The 17,872-nt window shown below is 35.4% G+C and carries 15 protein-coding genes; 11 read left to right on the top strand and 4 right to left on the bottom strand.

The window, feature by feature from the left end:
• Positions 1-27: 27 nt before the first annotated feature.
• Entirely contained in the window at positions 28-1,782 is a 1,755-nt protein-coding gene (locus QSV08_RS11425) for a TonB-dependent receptor (RefSeq protein WP_324023427.1), read from the top strand.
• Between the two features lie 122 nt (positions 1,783-1,904).
• Entirely contained in the window at positions 1,905-3,011 is a 1,107-nt protein-coding gene (locus tag QSV08_RS11420; RefSeq protein WP_324023425.1) for an OmpA family protein, read from the top strand.
• On the opposite strand, the gene QSV08_RS11415 is transcribed toward QSV08_RS11420, so the two are convergent.
• Positions 3,008-3,790 carry an NIPSNAP family protein gene (locus tag QSV08_RS11415; protein WP_324023424.1) on the bottom strand — a complete coding sequence of 261 codons (783 nt, stop codon included), beginning with the start codon at positions 3,788-3,790 and terminating at the stop codon, positions 3,008-3,010. The genes QSV08_RS11420 and QSV08_RS11415 overlap by 4 nt on opposite strands.
• A gap of 313 nt (positions 3,791-4,103) precedes the next feature.
• Here QSV08_RS11415 and QSV08_RS11410 point away from each other — a divergent pair, with 313 nt between their 5' ends.
• The 4 genes from QSV08_RS11410 (at position 4,104) to QSV08_RS11395 (ending at position 8,997) form a co-directional block, all read left to right on the top strand.
• Positions 4,104-4,865: an NYN domain-containing protein gene (locus QSV08_RS11410; protein ID WP_324023423.1), complete on the top strand. Its 762-nt coding sequence runs from the start codon at positions 4,104-4,106 to the stop codon at positions 4,863-4,865.
• A 77-nt stretch (positions 4,866-4,942) separates the two neighbouring features.
• A complete protein-coding gene (locus QSV08_RS11405) occupies positions 4,943-6,763 on the top strand; it encodes a DUF885 domain-containing protein (RefSeq protein WP_324023421.1) in 1,821 nt (606 codons plus the stop codon).
• A gap of 131 nt (positions 6,764-6,894) precedes the next feature.
• On the top strand, positions 6,895-7,272 hold the full coding sequence (locus tag QSV08_RS11400) for a hypothetical protein (RefSeq protein ID WP_324023419.1): 378 nt from the start codon (positions 6,895-6,897) through the stop codon (positions 7,270-7,272).
• A 99-nt stretch (positions 7,273-7,371) separates the two neighbouring features.
• Positions 7,372-8,997: an amidohydrolase gene (locus QSV08_RS11395; protein WP_416381996.1), complete on the top strand. Its 1,626-nt coding sequence runs from the start codon at positions 7,372-7,374 to the stop codon at positions 8,995-8,997.
• A gap of 67 nt (positions 8,998-9,064) precedes the next feature.
• On the opposite strand, the gene QSV08_RS11390 is transcribed toward QSV08_RS11395, so the two are convergent.
• Complete coding sequence (locus QSV08_RS11390) at positions 9,065-9,604, bottom strand: DUF2911 domain-containing protein (RefSeq protein WP_324023417.1); 540 nt, start codon at positions 9,602-9,604, stop codon at positions 9,065-9,067.
• A 246-nt stretch (positions 9,605-9,850) separates the two neighbouring features.
• On the opposite strand from QSV08_RS11390, the gene asnB reads away from it, so the two are divergent.
• A complete protein-coding gene (gene asnB / locus QSV08_RS11385; protein ID WP_324023416.1) occupies positions 9,851-11,524 on the top strand; it encodes an asparagine synthase B in 1,674 nt (557 codons plus the stop codon).
• An 83-nt stretch (positions 11,525-11,607) separates the two neighbouring features.
• On the opposite strand, the gene QSV08_RS11380 is transcribed toward asnB, so the two are convergent.
• Positions 11,608-11,793 carry a CsbD family protein gene (locus QSV08_RS11380; protein ID WP_073242819.1) on the bottom strand — a complete coding sequence of 62 codons (186 nt, stop codon included), beginning with the start codon at positions 11,791-11,793 and terminating at the stop codon, positions 11,608-11,610.
• A gap of 393 nt (positions 11,794-12,186) precedes the next feature.
• On the opposite strand from QSV08_RS11380, the gene gyrB reads away from it, so the two are divergent.
• On the top strand, positions 12,187-14,127 hold the full coding sequence (gene gyrB, locus QSV08_RS11375) for a DNA topoisomerase (ATP-hydrolyzing) subunit B (RefSeq protein ID WP_324023414.1): 1,941 nt from the start codon (positions 12,187-12,189) through the stop codon (positions 14,125-14,127).
• Between the two features lie 71 nt (positions 14,128-14,198).
• Positions 14,199-15,215: a DUF6588 family protein gene (locus QSV08_RS11370; RefSeq protein WP_324023412.1), complete on the top strand. Its 1,017-nt coding sequence runs from the start codon at positions 14,199-14,201 to the stop codon at positions 15,213-15,215.
• A 197-nt stretch (positions 15,216-15,412) separates the two neighbouring features.
• Here QSV08_RS11370 and QSV08_RS11365 read toward each other — a convergent pair whose 3' ends face one another.
• A complete protein-coding gene (locus tag QSV08_RS11365) occupies positions 15,413-15,790 on the bottom strand; it encodes a hypothetical protein (protein WP_324023410.1) in 378 nt (125 codons plus the stop codon).
• A gap of 290 nt (positions 15,791-16,080) precedes the next feature.
• On the opposite strand from QSV08_RS11365, the gene QSV08_RS11360 reads away from it, so the two are divergent.
• Positions 16,081-17,007, top strand: coding sequence for a malate dehydrogenase (locus QSV08_RS11360; protein ID WP_324023408.1), 927 nt, complete (start codon positions 16,081-16,083; stop codon positions 17,005-17,007).
• Between the two features lie 138 nt (positions 17,008-17,145).
• Positions 17,146-17,763, top strand: coding sequence for a hypothetical protein (locus tag QSV08_RS11355; RefSeq protein WP_324023407.1), 618 nt, complete (start codon positions 17,146-17,148; stop codon positions 17,761-17,763).
• The last annotated feature ends 109 nt before the right edge of the window (positions 17,764-17,872 follow it).

The following is a 17,872-nucleotide window of genomic DNA, read 5'->3' as shown; positions in this document are numbered from 1 at the left end:
TTCACGTACACCAGCAAAAGAACACCTATGTACAACAAACATATATTTACGCTTATATTTTTAACACTTGGCTTTCAAGTTGTTTTTGCCCAAGAAGAAGAGGAAAAAGATTTGGGTACAGAAACAGTAACGGTTACTAAAGCATACACACCAACGGTTTCAGATGCTTTTAAAATTAAGTCGGTTCCGAATATGAACGACTCTATCGTACTACAGAAAAAGCCGATTACCTATAGCATATTTTCTGTGCCTGTAGCGTCGACATTTACACCGAACAAAGGCACGGCTTCGAAAGTAGAAAGATTGCCACCACCAGTATTGTATAATTCGTATGCATCATTAGGTGTGGGATTGTATGGTAATGTATTGGGTGAATTTTACACGAGCAGAACCCTCAATAGAGATGAGAATTTTGATATCGGTTTCAATCATTTATCATCTCGTGGCGGTATTGATGGTGTAGAATTGAGCGATACATTCTATGATACCAAATTAGATGCGTCTTACGCAAAACGCGACCGCGATTTAGATTGGGGTGCGGCGATTGGTTTGCAGCATCAATTATACAATTGGTATGGAATAGAACCAGGTGTATTCAGTGAAACGATTCTTAACAGTATTGATGAACGTCAAAATTATTACATGGGTGAGGTAAGTGGTCATATTAATGTGGAAGATGCTTACTTTAAAAATGCAGATTTAAAATACAGAAGATTTTTTGATGCTGTAAGTTCTGGTGAAAACAGGGCTATATTTAATAGCGGATTCGAGTTTCCGGTTAACGAAGAGATTTTGAGTGCAAAAGTAAAGCTCGATTACGTGGGTGGTACTTTTGAAAATGCATCTTTAAATAGTACAACCAATGATAACGGAATATCTTATGGCAATTTGCAAGTAGGTGTTAATCCGTCTTTAAAAATGCTTCGCGATGATCTTTCATTGAATTTAGGCGTGAATTTGGTTTATGGTATGGATCTAGAGAATAGCGAAAGCAATTTCTATATCTATCCGGCAGTTACAGCTTCTTATCGTTTGCTTGATGAAACGGTTATTGCGTATGGCGGCGTAACAGGTGAATTAAAGCAAAACTCTTATTACGATTTTGTAGAGGGTAATTCGTTTGTTTCTCCAACGTTAAACATTGCACCTACAGATAGTCAGTATAATGCCTATCTCGGTTTTAAAGGTCAGTTATTACCTAATTTAAGTTATAATGTAAAAGGGTCATACTCGGCAGAGAACAACAGACCGTTATATACGTTGAACCCTAGAAATGATTTCAGGTCAGACGATAAAGGATACTATTATGGTAATTCATTTGATGTCTTTTATGATGATATTAAAACCTTGGGAATTTTCGGAGAGTTGAATGTTGATGTAAACCGTAATTTTACGGCAGGTGTAAATGCTGAGGTGTATGATTACAGTACAGAAACAGGAAATTCAGCTTGGAACTTGCCAAATTTGAAAGCATCGCTGTTTATGGATTATCAGATAGGAGAGCAGTGGTATGCAGGTGCCAATTTGTTTTATGTAGGCGAGCGTGATGATTTTTCGTCAACTGCATTAGAAAATATTCCATCAGGCGATTTCCCGGCAGCGTTAATAACCCTAGATGGTTATTTCGATGCCAATGCACATATCGGTTACCGTTACACAGATCAATGGTCGTTCTTTATAAAAGGAGCAAACCTTTCTAATAACGCTTACCAGCGTTGGGCTAATTTTCAAGTTCAAGGCATTCAGATTTTAGGAGGAGCTACATATAAGTTCGATTTCTAGAATTTATAATAAAATTTAAAAGTTTAGAAAAGCCCTTCTCATTTTTGAGAAGGGCTTTTGTATTTAGGCTAATTACTACATTTTATAAGATTTCTGTATTTTAGAGATTCTGTACAAAGCACATGTCTACAAGAATATCACATTCCGGAATTATAAGTATGTTGATGCTTTGCATACATTTTTACGGATTCGGGCAAAATTTAGTAGTGAACCCCAGCTTTGAAAAGTTTAGAGATTGTCCGGTTAAATTGGGTAATCTAGAAAATGATGTTTTAGACTGGAATATGCCCACCTTGGGTTCTACAGATTATTTCAATGCTTGTAGCATTGCCATGGGAACACCTGAAAATTTCAATGGGAAACAACCTGCAGATTTCGGAGTGGGTTATGTTGGTTTCTACATGTATGCACCCAATGATTACAGGGAATATATTCAAGCTAGATTAAGTACAACCTTAAAGAAAGGAGAACGGTATACTATTTCATTCTATGTGAGTTTAGCGGAACGGTCAGATTTTGCGGTGAAAGAATTTGGTATTCGGTTTGCTGAGTATCCTGTTGCTGTTGAAACTACTAAGGTGTTATCTGGATTGCATTTCTCTAAGATGAAAGGAGGAGTATCCGAAAAATTGGAAATATCCTATTCCAAATATTATTCCGATGAAGTCAAATGGGTGAAACTGACGACGGAATTTGAAGCCACAGGTACCGAAAACTATATGATTATCGGTAATTTTAAGAATAACAAACGGACACAGAAATATCAAACGAAAAGAAAAATCACCAAAGGCTCTTATTACTATTTAGATATGGTTTCGGTATCGAACGTGAAATCAAAATTTCAAAACTCAGCGGTTACAGTACTTAAGCAATATGAATTGGATAGGGTACATGTATTTAAAGATGTTTATTTCAATTCTAACAAGTCTAAAATTAGAGGAGACTATCAGCAAGAAATGGAATCGCTGCTTTCTTATTTAAAAACCAATACAGTTATTGATATTGAAATTTTAGGGCATACCGATACTGTTGGGTCAAATTCTTTTAATAAACGATTATCAATAAGGAGAGCTAACGAAGTTGTTGCTTATTTGACTGAAAACGGAATTCAAAAAAATAGAATTACCGCTCAAGGCTTTGGTAGTTCAAAACCGATTTCTACGAACGAAACAGAAGCCGGTAGATTTCTCAACCGGCGTGTAGAATTTATTTTAAGTAAAGCCGATTAGTAATCAGAATACTCGGTTGGGTACAATAAATGGCGATCTAATTTATTCATGTTATTTTGGTATTTTTCCATAGAAGATATTTCTTTCCATTTAGGTGATGAACCAAATTGTTCCCATAAAGAATCTCGTGTTTGTAAATTTGAGAATGTGGTCATGTACATTAAATTCGGCATACGGTCTCCAGAAATAACTTCAGCATAAAAAACGGCATTGAATCCTAAATCTTCAAAAAGGTCCACTTCGCCACCTTCATTGAACATGGTTACTTTGTTTTTATAAAGCGCCTCTGTTGGTGATTCGTAACTTCTTAATTCATAAACTCTATCTTTTCTTGCGCCTTCGACAGTAGTTGGTTTCATTTTAGGCATATCGGGAAAGGCACGTAGTAATACTGATTTAATGCGTTCGTAAGGCGGATTTTCAAACTTTGCATTTATATAATCTGCGCCATCGGTTAAATGTAATTTATCAAGTGCTAACATTTTCTCGACACTTTCGAATTGAGTAAGTGATGTATACGGTATAAGTACATAAATTTTATCGCTCATTTTGTACTTATCGCTACGCACTTTAAACACTCCTATATTTTCAATACCCATTCTTTTTAACCCTGGCATGTAGGCGTTTTTTAAATAGTCATCTACCATTTTTTCTTGGGTGTCATTTTTTATGGTGTAAGTTTTTAGTTCGTAGTATTCTTTTTCTTGTGCAATGCTAGAAAAAGAAGTGATTACCGCTAGTAAAAGTAGTAGCAACGGTAAAGGAAATTTATTTTTCATGTGTTCTAAATTTGTTTTTCAAAGAACAAGTTAATGATAAATTGAGTGAACGCTGTACTGTTCATTTCTACGAATAATTTTTCTATGGCAAATACTTTCTATAAAACACCAATTGAGTTTTTCGAGTAGGTTGTTTTATTGAGATGTAATTTTTGTTACGTCACGCGAACCACGTTTATTTAGTCTTTATTTTTTTAATCATCAGTTCTAACAAAGCTGATAATTCGCAGTAAAAAAATCATTTTTAACTTTATTGGGTAACATGTTGCTATTCAATTAGAAATCAAATTATCTTTACAAAAAACATTACAAAATGGATTTAAATTTAGCAGTATTGATAGATGGTGATAATATTCCGTCAGCCTATGTAAAAGAAATGATGGAGGAGATTGCTAAATATGGTAACCCTACCATTAAACGTATTTATGGCGATTGGACCAACCCGCGTTTAGGGAAATGGAAAAATGTACTGCTTGAAAATGCCATTACACCAATTCAGCAATACGGGTATACGCAAGGTAAAAATGCTACCGATTCTGCTATGATTATCGATGCTATGGATGTTTTGTATGCCGGTAAGGTTAACGGATTCTGTATTGTTAGTAGTGATAGCGATTTTACGCGTTTAGCTACACGATTAAGAGAAGCAGGTATGCAGGTATTTGGTATTGGTGAACGTAAAACTCCGAATCCGTTTATAGTAGCTTGTGATAAATTCATTTATATAGAAATTCTTAAAAGTAGAACTGAAGAAGAAACTACAGACGCTACAGATAAAGCTCCTACAGAAAAGAATACGGTCGATAAAATTACACCGAAAGCATTACGCTTTATTTCAACGACTATCGATGATGTTGCCGATGATGACGGTTGGGCATTTTTAGGTGATGTGGGTAGTTTGTTACAAAAGAAACAACCGAATTTTGATTCTCGTAATTACGGGTTTCAAAAATTGACTCCGCTGATTAATTCCATTCCTCATTTCGAGATAGAAAGAAGAGAAGATTCTAAGGGTCGCAAAAAGTTGATTTACGTAAAAATTAAGGAGAAGGCGAATTCTAAACCTAAAAAGTAAACGGTTTCTAAAATTCCGTAAAATAGACTTCATTCCATAGTATTAGTTTTGTATTTTTCAGTGCAAATTCTAATACTATGTTTCGCACACTTTGGCTTTTATTATTCGTTGTTGTTATTACTTCATGTAAAGAATCTCCAAAAGAAGAACAGATCGCCACAACGAAACCTATTGCTGAGGTTTTTACCGAGTTTTATGAGTTCAAGAAAAGCATCAACCCCATTGAGGCTACCAAAGCTGGCTTTTCGGCATATAATGATACCATAGCCAATTACATTTCTGATGATTACATTTTACATCTAAAAGATCGATACTCTTATTTTTTAGATGAACTAAGTAAATACGATTCCACGAACGTTAGTGTAGCAGATTATACGAGCATGCGCGTTATGCAGTGGGATTGTACTGTGAAGTTAGAAGGGGTTATGAACCCCATTGTAACGGTTGCTTCCCCAATCTATGATTTGCCGAATTTTGAGTTAATGCCACTTTTTCAGATACAATCTTTGCATTTGTATGTTGCCCAATTGGCAGGTGGTACCAGTGTACAGCCCTTTAAAAGTATTGAAGATTATAATAATTGGTTAAGTAGGTTAGAAGATTACTTAGTGTTTTTAGATACGTCTATTGAAAAGATGAAAATGGGTATGGACAAAGGCGTCGTACTACCAAAAGTACTGACTTTAAAAATGCTGCCTCAGATACAATCGTTTATTGATGTTCCGCTTGAAGAAAATCTTTTCTACCAACCGATAATGAATTTCCCTGACGGACTGTCTGATGTTGATATGGATATACTGCAAAGTAATTATGAAGATTTCATTCAAGAAAAATTAACTCCTAAATATGTAGAATTAAATCAGTTTTTAACCGAGGTCTATTTACCTGCTTGTAGAGATACAGACGGACTATTAGATTTGCCAAATGGAAAAGAAACTTATCAATATTTAATAAAATTACATACGACCACAAACATGAATGCTGATGAGATTCATGAATTAGGGCTGTCTGAAGTTGCTCGAATTTCTAAAGAAATGGAAGCAGTGAAAAATGAAATTGGGTTTAAAGGAGACTTAAAATCGTTCTTCAATTCGCTACGTAATAAAAAAGAACTGATGCCTTTTTCAAAACCAGAAGAAGTCATTGAAAGTTTCAACGCTATTAACGACCGTATTGCTTTACGTATAGATTCTTTGTTTGCGCTAACGCCAAAAGCGGGTTTCAATGTACGAAGAACAGAAGCATTTAGAGAAGCATCGGCAAGTGCAGAATATGTGCCGGGTTCAAAAGACGGATCTAGAGCGGGAATTTTTTATGTTCCAATACCTGATGTGAAGAGTTATAATATGGTGCATGATGAAGCTTTATTTTTACACGAAGCCATACCTGGGCATCATTTTCAATTAAGTTTACAGCAAGAGAATAAAAATCTTCCAGAGTTTTTGCATCCTGAGAGTATGGGTGTATTTGTGGAAGGATGGGCGTTATATGCAGAATCTTTAGGAAAGGAATTGGGGATTTATACCGATCCATATCAGTATTTCGGTATGTTGAGTATGGAGATGCATAGAGCAATTCGCTTAGTAGTCGACACAGGTATTCATGCAAAAGGATGGAGCAGAGAAAAGGCGATTCAGTACTCTTTAGATAATGAAGCCGAATCTGAAGAAAGTATTATTGCTGAAATAGAGCGTTATATGGCAACCCCAGGTCAAGCGCTATCGTATAAAATTGGTCAGTTGAAAATTCGAGAATTAAGAACGAAGGCAGAAAAAGCCTTAGGCGATAAATTTAATATTAGAGAATTTCATAGTCAAATTTTAGACTCAGGTAGTTTACCTTTGGTACTATTAGAAGAAAAAATAACCAATTGGATTGTAACGAAAAATAAATTGTAGTAGTAAAAAACTTACAATTTTTAAAATATTTATAAAATAGCATCGTTACTAATGCATATAAAACAATACTTTATAGAATGAGCACTAACCATGTTTTAATAAAAATTGTCTTATTTACAAATGTTCTCTTTATGAATTCGTTTATCGAAAATCGTTCGATAAATTCATCATTAGCTATTATAGAACAAGAGCAAATAATAGATAAGAATCCTGTTTTGGGTGTTTGGGAATTTTTAATGCCAGATGCTGATGCACCTTATAAAAAGGGACGTATTTTTATTTCAAAACCAAATGGGGTTTACCAAGTTGTCATTAGCTTAAAAACGGGCTCACTAAATGGTCAAGATATTACGGTTGATGATAATCGCATCAATTTTAATATTAATATAGAAGGTATTGATCGTACCTCTTTTGTTCTTGAAGTAGAAGGTGATAAGATGATTGGCGAATTTTATTCTGAGAGTGGCTCAAGCGAAGTTTTAGCAAAACGACAACTACCTCTAGAATAAAGATTTAAATCTTTCCGAAAAAATACTTAGTTTTCAGTAATTATTTAAAAAGGCACTTATAGCCTTATTTGACGATTTTACTAACTAACTATTTTTGATTTGAAAAAACTACTACCAATACTACTCGTGTTATTATCTGGTTGCGAACTCATGAAAGAGAAGGTCGACCTTGTAATCGTAAATGCCAAAGTCTATACCGTAGATGATTCCTTTTCTGAAGCTCAAGCCTTTGCCGTGCAAGATGGTAAATTTATAGCTGTCGGTACTACCGATGAAATTCGCGATGTATATACTTCTGATCAACTAATCGATGCCGATGGTAGAGCAATTACACCTGGCTTAATCGATGCACATTGCCATTTTTACGGATTAGGACTTACCCAACAATTGGTAGATTTAGTAGGTACTAAAAGTTTTGATGAAGTATTGGAGCGTGTAAGAGCATTTCATACTGCCAACCCAAAGTCTTTTGTTAGAGGTAGAGGTTGGGATCAGAACGACTGGGATATAAAAGAGTTTCCTACAAAAGCACAATTAGATACTATTTTTCCTGATATACCTGTGGCTTTAGAGCGTGTAGATGGTCATGCTTATTTGGTGAATCAAAAAGCTTTAGATATGGCTGGTATCGACTGGAGCACCAAGGTTGAAGGTGGTGAAATTGTAAAAAAATGGGAAAATGGCTATTCTGGTATTACAGGAATTTTGGTCGATAACCCAATGTCGCTTATAGATAGTATTATGCCATCGCCAACGCTAGAAGATAAAATTAAGGCATTGAAAGATGCAGAAAGAATAAGCTTGAACCACGGACTAACCACTGTAAATGATGCAGGATTAGATAGAAGCACTATTGAGCTTATCGATAGCTTGCAACAGGCAGGTGAATTATCGATTAGAATATATGCCATGGTGAGCAACAATAAAGAAGATGTTGATTATTATATAAATAAAGGGCCCATTAAAACAGATCGATTGAATGTGAGATCTATTAAAGTGTATGGAGACGGAGCATTAGGTTCTAGAGGAGCTGCTTTAAGAGAAGAATATAATGATCTACCTGAACACTTTGGGGCTATGATTACTCCCGTTGCAGATATTGAGGCTTTAGCTCAAAAACTGGCAAATTCAGAATATCAGATGAATACCCACGCTATTGGCGACTCTGCAAATATTGCGGTATTAAGAGCTTATAAAAATGTGCTTCAAGGTAAGTCTGATAGGCGATGGAAAATTGAACATGCGCAGGTATTGACACAAAGCGATTTCGATTATTTTGAAGATGGTATTATTCCGTCAGTACAACCTACACATGCAACTAGCGATATGTATTGGGCAGAAGATCGTTTAGGTGAAAGAGTAAAAGGTGCTTATGCTTATAAAACATTATTGAAGAAAGCAGGTACAATTGCATTAGGCACCGATTTTCCTGTAGAAGATGTGAGTCCGTTTTTGACATTCTATGCAGCAGTAGCACGACAAGATACAAGTGGATATCCAAAAGGAGGTTTTCAAATGGAAGAAGCATTGTCTAGAGAAGAAACCTTAAAAGGAATGACCATTTGGGCAGCGTACTCTAATTTTGAAGAAGATGAAAAAGGGAGTATAGAACCAGGTAAAGTTGCAGATTTTGTAATTTATGATAAAGATATGATGACGGTACCTGTATCAGAGATTCCCACTATTCGTGCCGAGCAGACTTTTGTAAACGGTATCGTTCGATAAAAGTAAAAAGGTCAAAAAAAAAGCCTCGGTCATTGACCGAGGCTTTTTAAATATATCGTGTTTCTAATTACATAGTAATTGGAACAGCAACTCTTGTTTTGTCCCAACCCATTACTAATTCAGCACCACCGGTAACATCTTTGAAAGCGATTGAAAATTCTTCAAGCGACGAAGCATCAGAACCATTAGGTACTGTTACGCGAACAACATCAGAAGCTTCTTCGTAAAAATAAGAACCCCATGTGTTTAAGTTTTTGTTCAAGATAACCGTCCACTCATCTGCACCAGGTATCGTGAATAAAGAATACGTTCCAGCTTTAACAGCTTTACCGCCGAATTTTACATCCTTATAAAATGTAATTTCAGGAGCTTCGTTAGCACCTGTTCTCCATACTTTTCCTGTTGGAGCTAATTCTTCCATAGAACGACCTTTCAATTGTGGTCTTCCGTAAATAATACGCACTGCCTTTTCAGATACTTTGTAATCTGTAGGGTAAGCAGCCATATCCATTGGGCTTTTATCTATTCCAGAAAATTCTTGAGCAGATACTGTTGAGGTTAAAACTAAGGCTAACATTAGTGTAGCTAGTGTAAATACTTTTTTCATAATCATTTGTTTTGGTTTTCTAGGTCATAAAACTAAGCAGTTCCTTACAGTAGTGTTAATAAAAAGAAGTTAAATTTTTGATTGTTACATTTCATCACGTTTTAAACTTGATTTTGAGAAGATACATGTCAAATAGAACTTAAAATGAATTTTATAGTTACAATATGTAATCATAATTTGCATATGTGTTTGTTAATTGAAACAATAAATTGATATTTGTATTCGAAATGATATAATTATTAGATTATGTGTGGAATAGTATGTGCATTTGATGTTAAGGAAAGTACTGAAGTACTTAGGCCTCAACTTTTAGAAATGTCGAAGAAAATTAGACATAGAGGTCCAGATTGGAGTGGTATCTATGCAGATGATAAAGCCATCTTAGCGCATGAGCGTTTGGCTATTGTAGATCCAGCTTCTGGAAAACAACCATTATTGAGTCCGAATGGTAAATTGATATTGGCAGCCAATGGTGAAATATATAATCATAGAGTGTTACGTAAGCAATTTGAAGGTAAATACGATTTTCAAACAGAGTCTGACTGTGAAGTAATATTGGCTTTGTATCAAGAAAAAGGAGTTGATTTTTTAGATGAGTTGAACGGTATTTTCGGTTTCACTATTTATGATGCTGAGAAAGATGAATATTTTGTTGCTCGTGACCACATGGGTATTATTCCTTTATACATGGGGTGGGATAAAAACGGAACATTCTACGTAGCATCAGAATTGAAGGCACTAGAAGGTACGTGTACTAAAATAGAATTATTTCCTCCAGGACATTATTTGCATAGTTCTGACGGCCAATTAAAAAAATGGTACTCTAGAGATTGGATGGAGTATGATGCCGTTAAAGACAACGCAACAAGCATACAAGAAGTTAAAGAAGCTTTAGAGGCTGCGGTTCATAGACAGTTAATGTCTGATGTACCTTACGGAGTTTTATTGTCAGGTGGTTTAGACTCTTCAGTAGTATCTGCAATTGCTAAAAAATATGCACAAAAACGTATTGAGAGCGATGACAAGTCAGAAGCTTGGTATCCGCAAACGCACTCTTTTGCAGTGGGATTGGAGGGGTCTCCAGATTTGGCTGCAGCTAAAAAAGTTGCTGATCATATTGGTACCGTACACCACGAAATTAAGTTTACCATACAAGAAGGTTTAGATGCTATAAAAGATGTTATTTATAACATAGAAACGTATGATATTACCACCATTCGTTCTTCTACGCCAATGTACTTAATGGCTCGTGTTATTAAGTCTATGGGTATAAAAATGGTATTGTCGGGTGAAGGTGCAGATGAGTTGTTTGGAGGTTACCTATACTTTCATAAAGCACCAAATGCACAAGAGTTTCATGAAGAGACCGTACGTAAATTAGATAAGTTGCATATGTACGATTGTTTAAGAGCTAATAAGAGTTTAGCTGCTTGGGGAATTGAAGGTCGTGTGCCATTCTTAGATAAAGAGTTTATGGACGTTGCGATGCGCATCAACCCACAAGATAAAATGATTAACGGTGAGCGCATGGAGAAATGGGTGGTTCGTAAGGCGTTTGAAGATATGATTCCTGAAAGTGTAGCTTGGAGACAAAAAGAACAATTTAGTGATGGTGTTGGTTACAGTTGGATTGATACCTTAAAAGAATTGGTCGACAAAGAGGTAACTGATGAGCAAATAGAGAATGCGGCATTCCGTTTTCCTATCAACACACCATTAAACAAAGAAGAGTATTACTATAGAACAATTTTTGAAGGGCATTTTCCTAGTGATGCTGCAGCTTTAAGTGTACCGCAAGAGGCAAGTGTAGCTTGTAGTACAGCGACAGCTTTAGAATGGGATGAAGCATTTAAAAATATGAATGACCCTTCTGGTAGAGCAATAGCTAATGTACATAGTGAAGCATACGTTAAACAATAGGGTTTGAATTAGTCATTATATCTATTGTCAAAACCCCGTCTACTTTGTAGACGGGGTTTGCTTTTTTATAAAAATGAAGTAGACTATAAGTCGTTTATCATTTTCTTCAATTTCTCTTTAGACTCTCCGGTTTTTTCTTGAATTCTTCCTAATAGCTCATCAGATTTTCCTTCCGCGTAGGTAAGGTCATCATCTGTTAAGTCAGCATATTGTTGCTTAAGCTTCCCTTTTGCTATATTCCATTTTCCTTTAAATTGTTCCTCGTTCATGATATATTGTTTTAAGATTTACAGCTAAGTTAAAAGCCATATGTAAACGAAATCTTAATATTTTCTTGATTTGATCGATAGCGCACACATCGGTTTTAATCCCGTTAATTTTGGCTTTAAAATGTTAATGAAAATCTAAGAATTATGCACTTCTAAGAGGATCGTCAATTTTTTTCATTCTTTCGTCAGACGTATTCTAATACGCTATATGTCTCTTTTACCGTAGTTTAGACGTAAAAGGTAACTTTCGCTGCTTTTTGAGTCCTAATGGCTAATTTTCCACAATTATTGTTGATAACTTGCTTTAGTGTAATAGCTAGAAAGGCTATATTTCATGGGGTATTGCGTATATTTGTAAGATTGCAAAATTTGAAGTAAAACAACCATAATTTTATGAGCGAAGAAGCAAATAAGAAAAATTATTCGGCAGATAGTATTCAGGCCTTAGAGGGTATGGAGCACGTACGTATGCGTCCATCCATGTATATTGGTGATGTTGGGGTCCGTGGTTTGCACCATTTGGTATATGAAGTAGTAGATAACTCTATTGATGAGGCTATGGGTGGTCATTGCGACACCATTAGTGTAATCATAAATGAAGATAATTCTGTAACTACCAGAGATAACGGTAGGGGTATACCTGTCGATCTTCACAAAAAAGAAGGTGTATCTGCATTACAGGTTGTAATGACCAAAATTGGTGCAGGTGGTAAGTTCGATAAAGATTCTTACAAAGTTTCTGGTGGTCTTCACGGTGTTGGTGTTTCTTGTGTTAATGCACTTTCAGATCATTTGTCTGCAAAGGTATTTAAAGAGGGTGTTATTTGGCAACAAGAATACTCTAGAGGTAAGGCATTATATCCTGTTAAAAGAATAGGAGAGACTACAGAAAGAGGTACTGAGGTTACTTTTCACCCAGATGATACCATTTTCACTCAAACTATAGAATATAGCTACGAGACTTTAGCGAACAGAATGCGTGAGCTTTCTTTCTTGAACAAAGGTGTTACTATCAGTATTACTGATAAGCGCCAGAAAGATGAAAAAGGTGAATACGTTGGTGAAACCTTCGTTTCTACTGAAGGTCTTAAAGAGTTTGTTAGGTTTTTAGATAGTAACCGCGAGTCTTTGATTAAAGACGTTATTTCTATGGAAGGGGAGAAAAATGACATCCCTGTAGAAGTGGCTATGATTTATAATACGAGTTACACAGAGAATCTTCATTCTTACGTAAACAATATTAATACACACGAAGGTGGTACGCATTTATCTGGATTTAGAAGAGGTTTAACTTCTACTTTAAAGAAATATGCAGATGCTTCTGGAATGTTAGATAAATTGAAGTTTGAAATTCAAGGAGATGATTTCCGTGAAGGTCTAACGGCAATTGTATCTGTAAAAGTTGCTGAACCTCAATTCGAAGGTCAGACGAAAACAAAATTAGGTAACCGCGAGGTTTCTGCAGCAGTAAGTCAGGCAGTGTCTGAAATGCTGACAAATTATTTAGAAGAGCACCCAGACGATGCTAAAACTATTGTTCAAAAAGTAATTCTTGCAGCGCAAGCTAGACATGCAGCTTCTAAAGCTCGTGAAATGGTTCAGCGTAAGAATGTAATGAGTGGTGGTGGTTTACCTGGTAAATTATCAGATTGTTCAGAACAAGATCCTGAAAAATGTGAGATATTCCTTGTCGAGGGTGATTCGGCGGGTGGAACTGCAAAAATGGGTCGTGATCGTAATTTTCAAGCGATTCTGCCTTTAAGAGGTAAGATTTTGAACGTTGAAAAAGCCATGCAACATAAGGTTTTTGAAAACGAAGAAATCAAAAATATGTACACCGCTTTAGGCGTAACTATTGGTACCGAAGAAGATAGTAAAGCATTGAACCTTTCGAAATTAAGATATCATAAGGTAGTCATCATGTGTGATGCCGATGTCGATGGTAGCCATATTGAAACACTTATTTTAACTTTTTTCTTCCGTTACATGAAAGAGTTGGTAGAGCAAGGGCATATTTATATTGCTACTCCGCCTTTATACTTGGTGAAAAAAGGTCAGAAAAAACAATACGCTTGGAGTGATAAAGAGCGTGATGAAATTGCTGATAGCTACAGTGGTGGTGTTAGTATTCAACGATACAAAGGTCTTGGAGAGATGAATGCATCTCAATTGTGGGATACTACAATGAACCCTGATTTTAGAACACTACGTCAAATACAAATTGAAAATCCGACAGAATCGGATCGTGTTTTCTCAATGCTTATGGGTGACGAAGTGCCACCAAGAAGAGAATTTATTGAGAAAAATGCTGTTTATGCAAACATTGACACATAGAAAATACCACTTACACAACAAAAACCTGCGCCTACAGCGCAGGTTTTTTAGTTTTAGGTAAAATTAGAAATATGAAAAATCTACTTACTTCCATTTTTGTTGGTACGTGCTTAACTGCTTCTGCTCAAGCAGATTTCAATAATGTGCTTTCTGCAGGTGTTGAAGATGCAGAAACATTTACAGCAGATTATATGGCTCCGCTTTCTGAAAGTGTTGTTTATAGCATGTCTACAGGTTGGTATAATACCGCTGATGCAAAACCCTTAGGCGGATTTGAAATTTCAATCATTGGTAATATTACCGGATTTAAGAATAAAGAGGATAAGAAGACTTTTATCTTAGATCCTAATGATTATCAAAATTTAGATTTTGTAGAGAACCCTGGTGTGGCAAGACCCGTTTCAACTGCCTTAGGCGATATTTCTGGTACAGAAGTATTTGTTGAAGGAGAGGTGTTGGGTGTTACGGTTCGTGAGACTTTTGAGCTGCCATCTGGTTTATCAGGAGAAGATATCGATTTTGTTCCATCAGGATATGTACAAGCAAGTGTAGGTTTAATTAAAGGGACTGAGATAAAAGCAAGATTTCTACCTAAAATGGAATATGAAGATGCATCTATTGGTTTGTTCGGTTTAGGTATACAACATGATTTCACTAAATTATTACCGGCAGATAAAATTTTACCAGTGGCTATTTCAGCGGTTATAGGGTATACCAATATTAGTGGTGATTATGATTTAGCAAATGCCAATTTAGTTGATGGTGAAAATCAAAGAATAGAAGCAGAAATTAGCAGCTGGGCTTTTGGTGCTGTAGTATCTACAAAACTACCGATTATTAATTTTTATGGTGGAGTCAATTACATTACTGGTAAATCGGTAACTGATGTTTTAGGTACATATAGAGTAACGAGTGGACCTTTTGCTTCTGAAACATATGAGGATCCTTTTTCTATTACGAAGAAGGTTAATGGAGTTACGGGTACTTTAGGTACGAAACTTAAATTAGGTTTCTTTAGACTGAATGCAGAATATAACTTAGGAGAATTCAATACGGCAACTGTTGGTATCAACTTCGGATTTAGATAAAAGTAAGTTTAAAAATAATTAAAAAGGTCTGACGGAATTATCTCTAATTCCGTCAGACCTTTTTTTTGTGCTTTAAATAAGCGTAGGTAACTGTAATAAAAATCTTTTCAATTGCTAACTTGAAACAGCAATGGGTATAAAAAAGACTGCCCAGATCCCTCCGGACAGCCTTTTTCCCATGGCCCTGTTAAAATCGTTTATTCCCTTATTGCCAATGTAGCACCATCTTTCTTCTGAAGGTAAAAACCATCATCAGTAGATTTAATAGTGATTATATTGTTGGGTTTGCCGTCAAGACCTTTATACTCAACTGTATAAATGTCGTCTTGTTTGGACCAATTGAAATCTGTTTTTAGGGTAGTTGTAGAGCCGTCAATTTCATGATATCTTCCTAAGAAAACATCATTAAAAATCCATTCTTTTCGAACAGTTTGTTTTGAAGAATTGTCGGTTACTATTAATTCAGATTGCGACCATATTCCGATAATAGGATCGTTGTTTTGTTCGATCCTAGAACAGTTCGCAAGAAACACTATGGCGCATATCGCCAACAAAGAGAGGAACTTCTTAGTCATAAGTAGGTTAATTTAATTTTGGATTTGGGATCCACAGTATTTAACGTGACTAATATTGGGTTATTACTTTAATTCGATGTATGGTAACTAATTCACGATATCTTCGTTAAAGCGCAATTTTTTTTAACAAAACCTGCATTTTATCGATGTTTTTAAAGGCTTTCAAGGGTAATTAAATCAATAGGTGAATAGCATATTTTGTCAATAAATACCTATTTTTGGAGAGGAAATTCAATAAACATAAGGTGGGTGTTCCATTTTATATATAATAATTCATAAAATAGAAATAAATGAAAGTTACAGTTGTAGGTGCTGGTGCAGTAGGTGCTAGTTGTGCAGAATACATTGCCATTAAAGATTTTGCTTCAGAAGTGGTTATTTTGGATATTAAGGAAGGTTATGCAGAAGGTAAAGCTATGGATTTGATGCAAACGGCATCATTGATGGGGTTTGATACTAAGATTTCAGGTAGTACAAATGACTATGCTAAAACTGCTGATAGCCATATTGCTGTAATTACTTCTGGTATTCCAAGAAAACCAGGAATGACTAGAGAAGAATTAATTGGTATTAATGCTGGTATTGTAAAAACGGTTTCAAGCAACCTTTTAAAGCATTCTCCAAATGTTATCATTATAGTTGTTAGTAACCCTATGGATACGATGACTTATTTGGTACATAAAACTACTGGCATTGCAAAAAATAGAATTATTGGTATGGGTGGTGCTTTAGATAGCGCTCGTTTCAAGTATCGTTTAGCAGAAGCTATGGAAGCTCCTATTTCTGATATCGACGGTATGGTAATCGGTGGTCATAGTGATACTGGTATGGTGCCATTAACATCTCATGCAACTAGAAACAGTATTCGTGTTTCAGAATTTTTATCTGCAGATAGATTACAACAAGTTGCTGATGATACGAAAGTTGGTGGTGCAACATTAACTAAGTTATTAGGTACAAGCGCATGGTATGCACCAGGTGCAGCAGTATCTTCTATGGTACAGGCAATTGCTTGTGATCAGAAGAAAATGTTTCCATGTTCAACGATGTTAGATGGTGAATACGGATTGAATGATATCTGTATCGGTGTACCGGTAATATTAGGAAAAGATGGTATCGAAAAGATTATTGATATTCCTTTAAGTGAAGCTGAAAAAGCAAAAATGAAAGAAAGTGCCGCTGGTGTAACTAAAACTAATGGTCTTTTAGAGTTGTAGTATATAAACTCTTAAACATAAAACAAAGCCTTTATAGTCTAACTATAAAGGCTTTGTTCGTATAATAAGGTATGCTTTAGAAATATATATTGTAGAAAATATACTACCTAGAATAATCTTTCTTTTTATATTTGCGGCATGAATGCAAAATGGTGCGTAAGTACTTTATTTATTATTCTAGCCTTATTCGGGCTAAGTCAAGAGCAAAAGAAAGCTTCTAATCAGCAAATTTCATTACAATTTGCAGATGTAGAATTAGCTTCAGGTACTGCTCATGATGATGTTTTGGCAGTTATCACCAAGAAATTAGAAGTCTTAGGTGTTGATGCTATTGAGATAGTAGAAAATGACGGTACACAATTAAGTATTCGTTATTATAGCGATGTTGATGCCCTTAGTGTTAAGGAGTTTCTTTCTCAAGAAAACCATCAGTCAATATCGAATGAAGAAGAATCTCCTTCCGATTCTCCAAAAAAAGAACTTCCTGAGACCTATAATTTAGTAGTTTCTGATCTTCATCAGCAAGCTGACGATGGCATTACTTTGAACGCAACGCTGGTTGTACCTCATAAGCACGATAATAAAACGTTTTCTTATCCGGTAGTTTTGCCGTTTAGTGAAACCATAGTTTTTGAGCAAGATGCAATTGTAGATACAGCATTTAAAATAAATAGAACTATTGCAATAGCAATAGAAAACTCTTCACGAACAATACCAGAAGTAAGGGCAGGGCCTTATGTTTATGGGAATAGTTAATTCCATTCAAAAATATTTCTAAGCAACGTATTTATTATACGTAAATATTATTTGCCTTAGATTTTTAAAATATTCAAAATAATAATCAACATAAATTAAATTATTACAA

This window comes from Maribacter sp. BPC-D8 (assembly GCF_035207705.1).
GTDB lineage: Bacteria > Bacteroidota > Bacteroidia > Flavobacteriales > Flavobacteriaceae > Maribacter.
This window is presented reverse-complemented; position numbering and strand designations above follow the sequence as displayed.

Bases quoted from the DNA above. Each gene is read 5' to 3' on its own strand.
- QSV08_RS11405 (WP_324023421.1), top strand. From the start codon at position 4,943: ATGTTTCGCACACTTTGGCTTTTATTATTCGTTGTTGTTATTACTTCA.
- gyrB (WP_324023414.1), top strand. From the start codon at position 12,187: ATGAGCGAAGAAGCAAATAAGAAAAATTATTCGGCAGATAGTATTCAG.
- QSV08_RS11420 (WP_324023425.1), top strand. From the start codon at position 1,905: ATGTCTACAAGAATATCACATTCCGGAATTATAAGTATGTTGATGCTT.
- QSV08_RS11370 (WP_324023412.1), top strand. From the start codon at position 14,199: ATGAAAAATCTACTTACTTCCATTTTTGTTGGTACGTGCTTAACTGCT.
- QSV08_RS11360 (WP_324023408.1), top strand. From the start codon at position 16,081: ATGAAAGTTACAGTTGTAGGTGCTGGTGCAGTAGGTGCTAGTTGTGCA.
- QSV08_RS11390 (WP_324023417.1), bottom strand. From the start codon at position 9,604: ATGAAAAAAGTATTTACACTAGCTACACTAATGTTAGCCTTAGTTTTA.
- QSV08_RS11380 (WP_073242819.1), bottom strand. From the start codon at position 11,793: ATGAACGAGGAACAATTTAAAGGAAAATGGAATATAGCAAAAGGGAAG.
- QSV08_RS11355 (WP_324023407.1), top strand. From the start codon at position 17,146: ATGAATGCAAAATGGTGCGTAAGTACTTTATTTATTATTCTAGCCTTA.
- QSV08_RS11400 (WP_324023419.1), top strand. From the start codon at position 6,895: ATGAATTCGTTTATCGAAAATCGTTCGATAAATTCATCATTAGCTATT.
- asnB (WP_324023416.1), top strand. From the start codon at position 9,851: ATGTGTGGAATAGTATGTGCATTTGATGTTAAGGAAAGTACTGAAGTA.
- QSV08_RS11365 (WP_324023410.1), bottom strand. From the start codon at position 15,790: ATGACTAAGAAGTTCCTCTCTTTGTTGGCGATATGCGCCATAGTGTTT.
- QSV08_RS11425 (WP_324023427.1), top strand. From the start codon at position 28: ATGTACAACAAACATATATTTACGCTTATATTTTTAACACTTGGCTTT.
- QSV08_RS11415 (WP_324023424.1), bottom strand. From the start codon at position 3,790: ATGAAAAATAAATTTCCTTTACCGTTGCTACTACTTTTACTAGCGGTA.
- QSV08_RS11410 (WP_324023423.1), top strand. From the start codon at position 4,104: ATGGATTTAAATTTAGCAGTATTGATAGATGGTGATAATATTCCGTCA.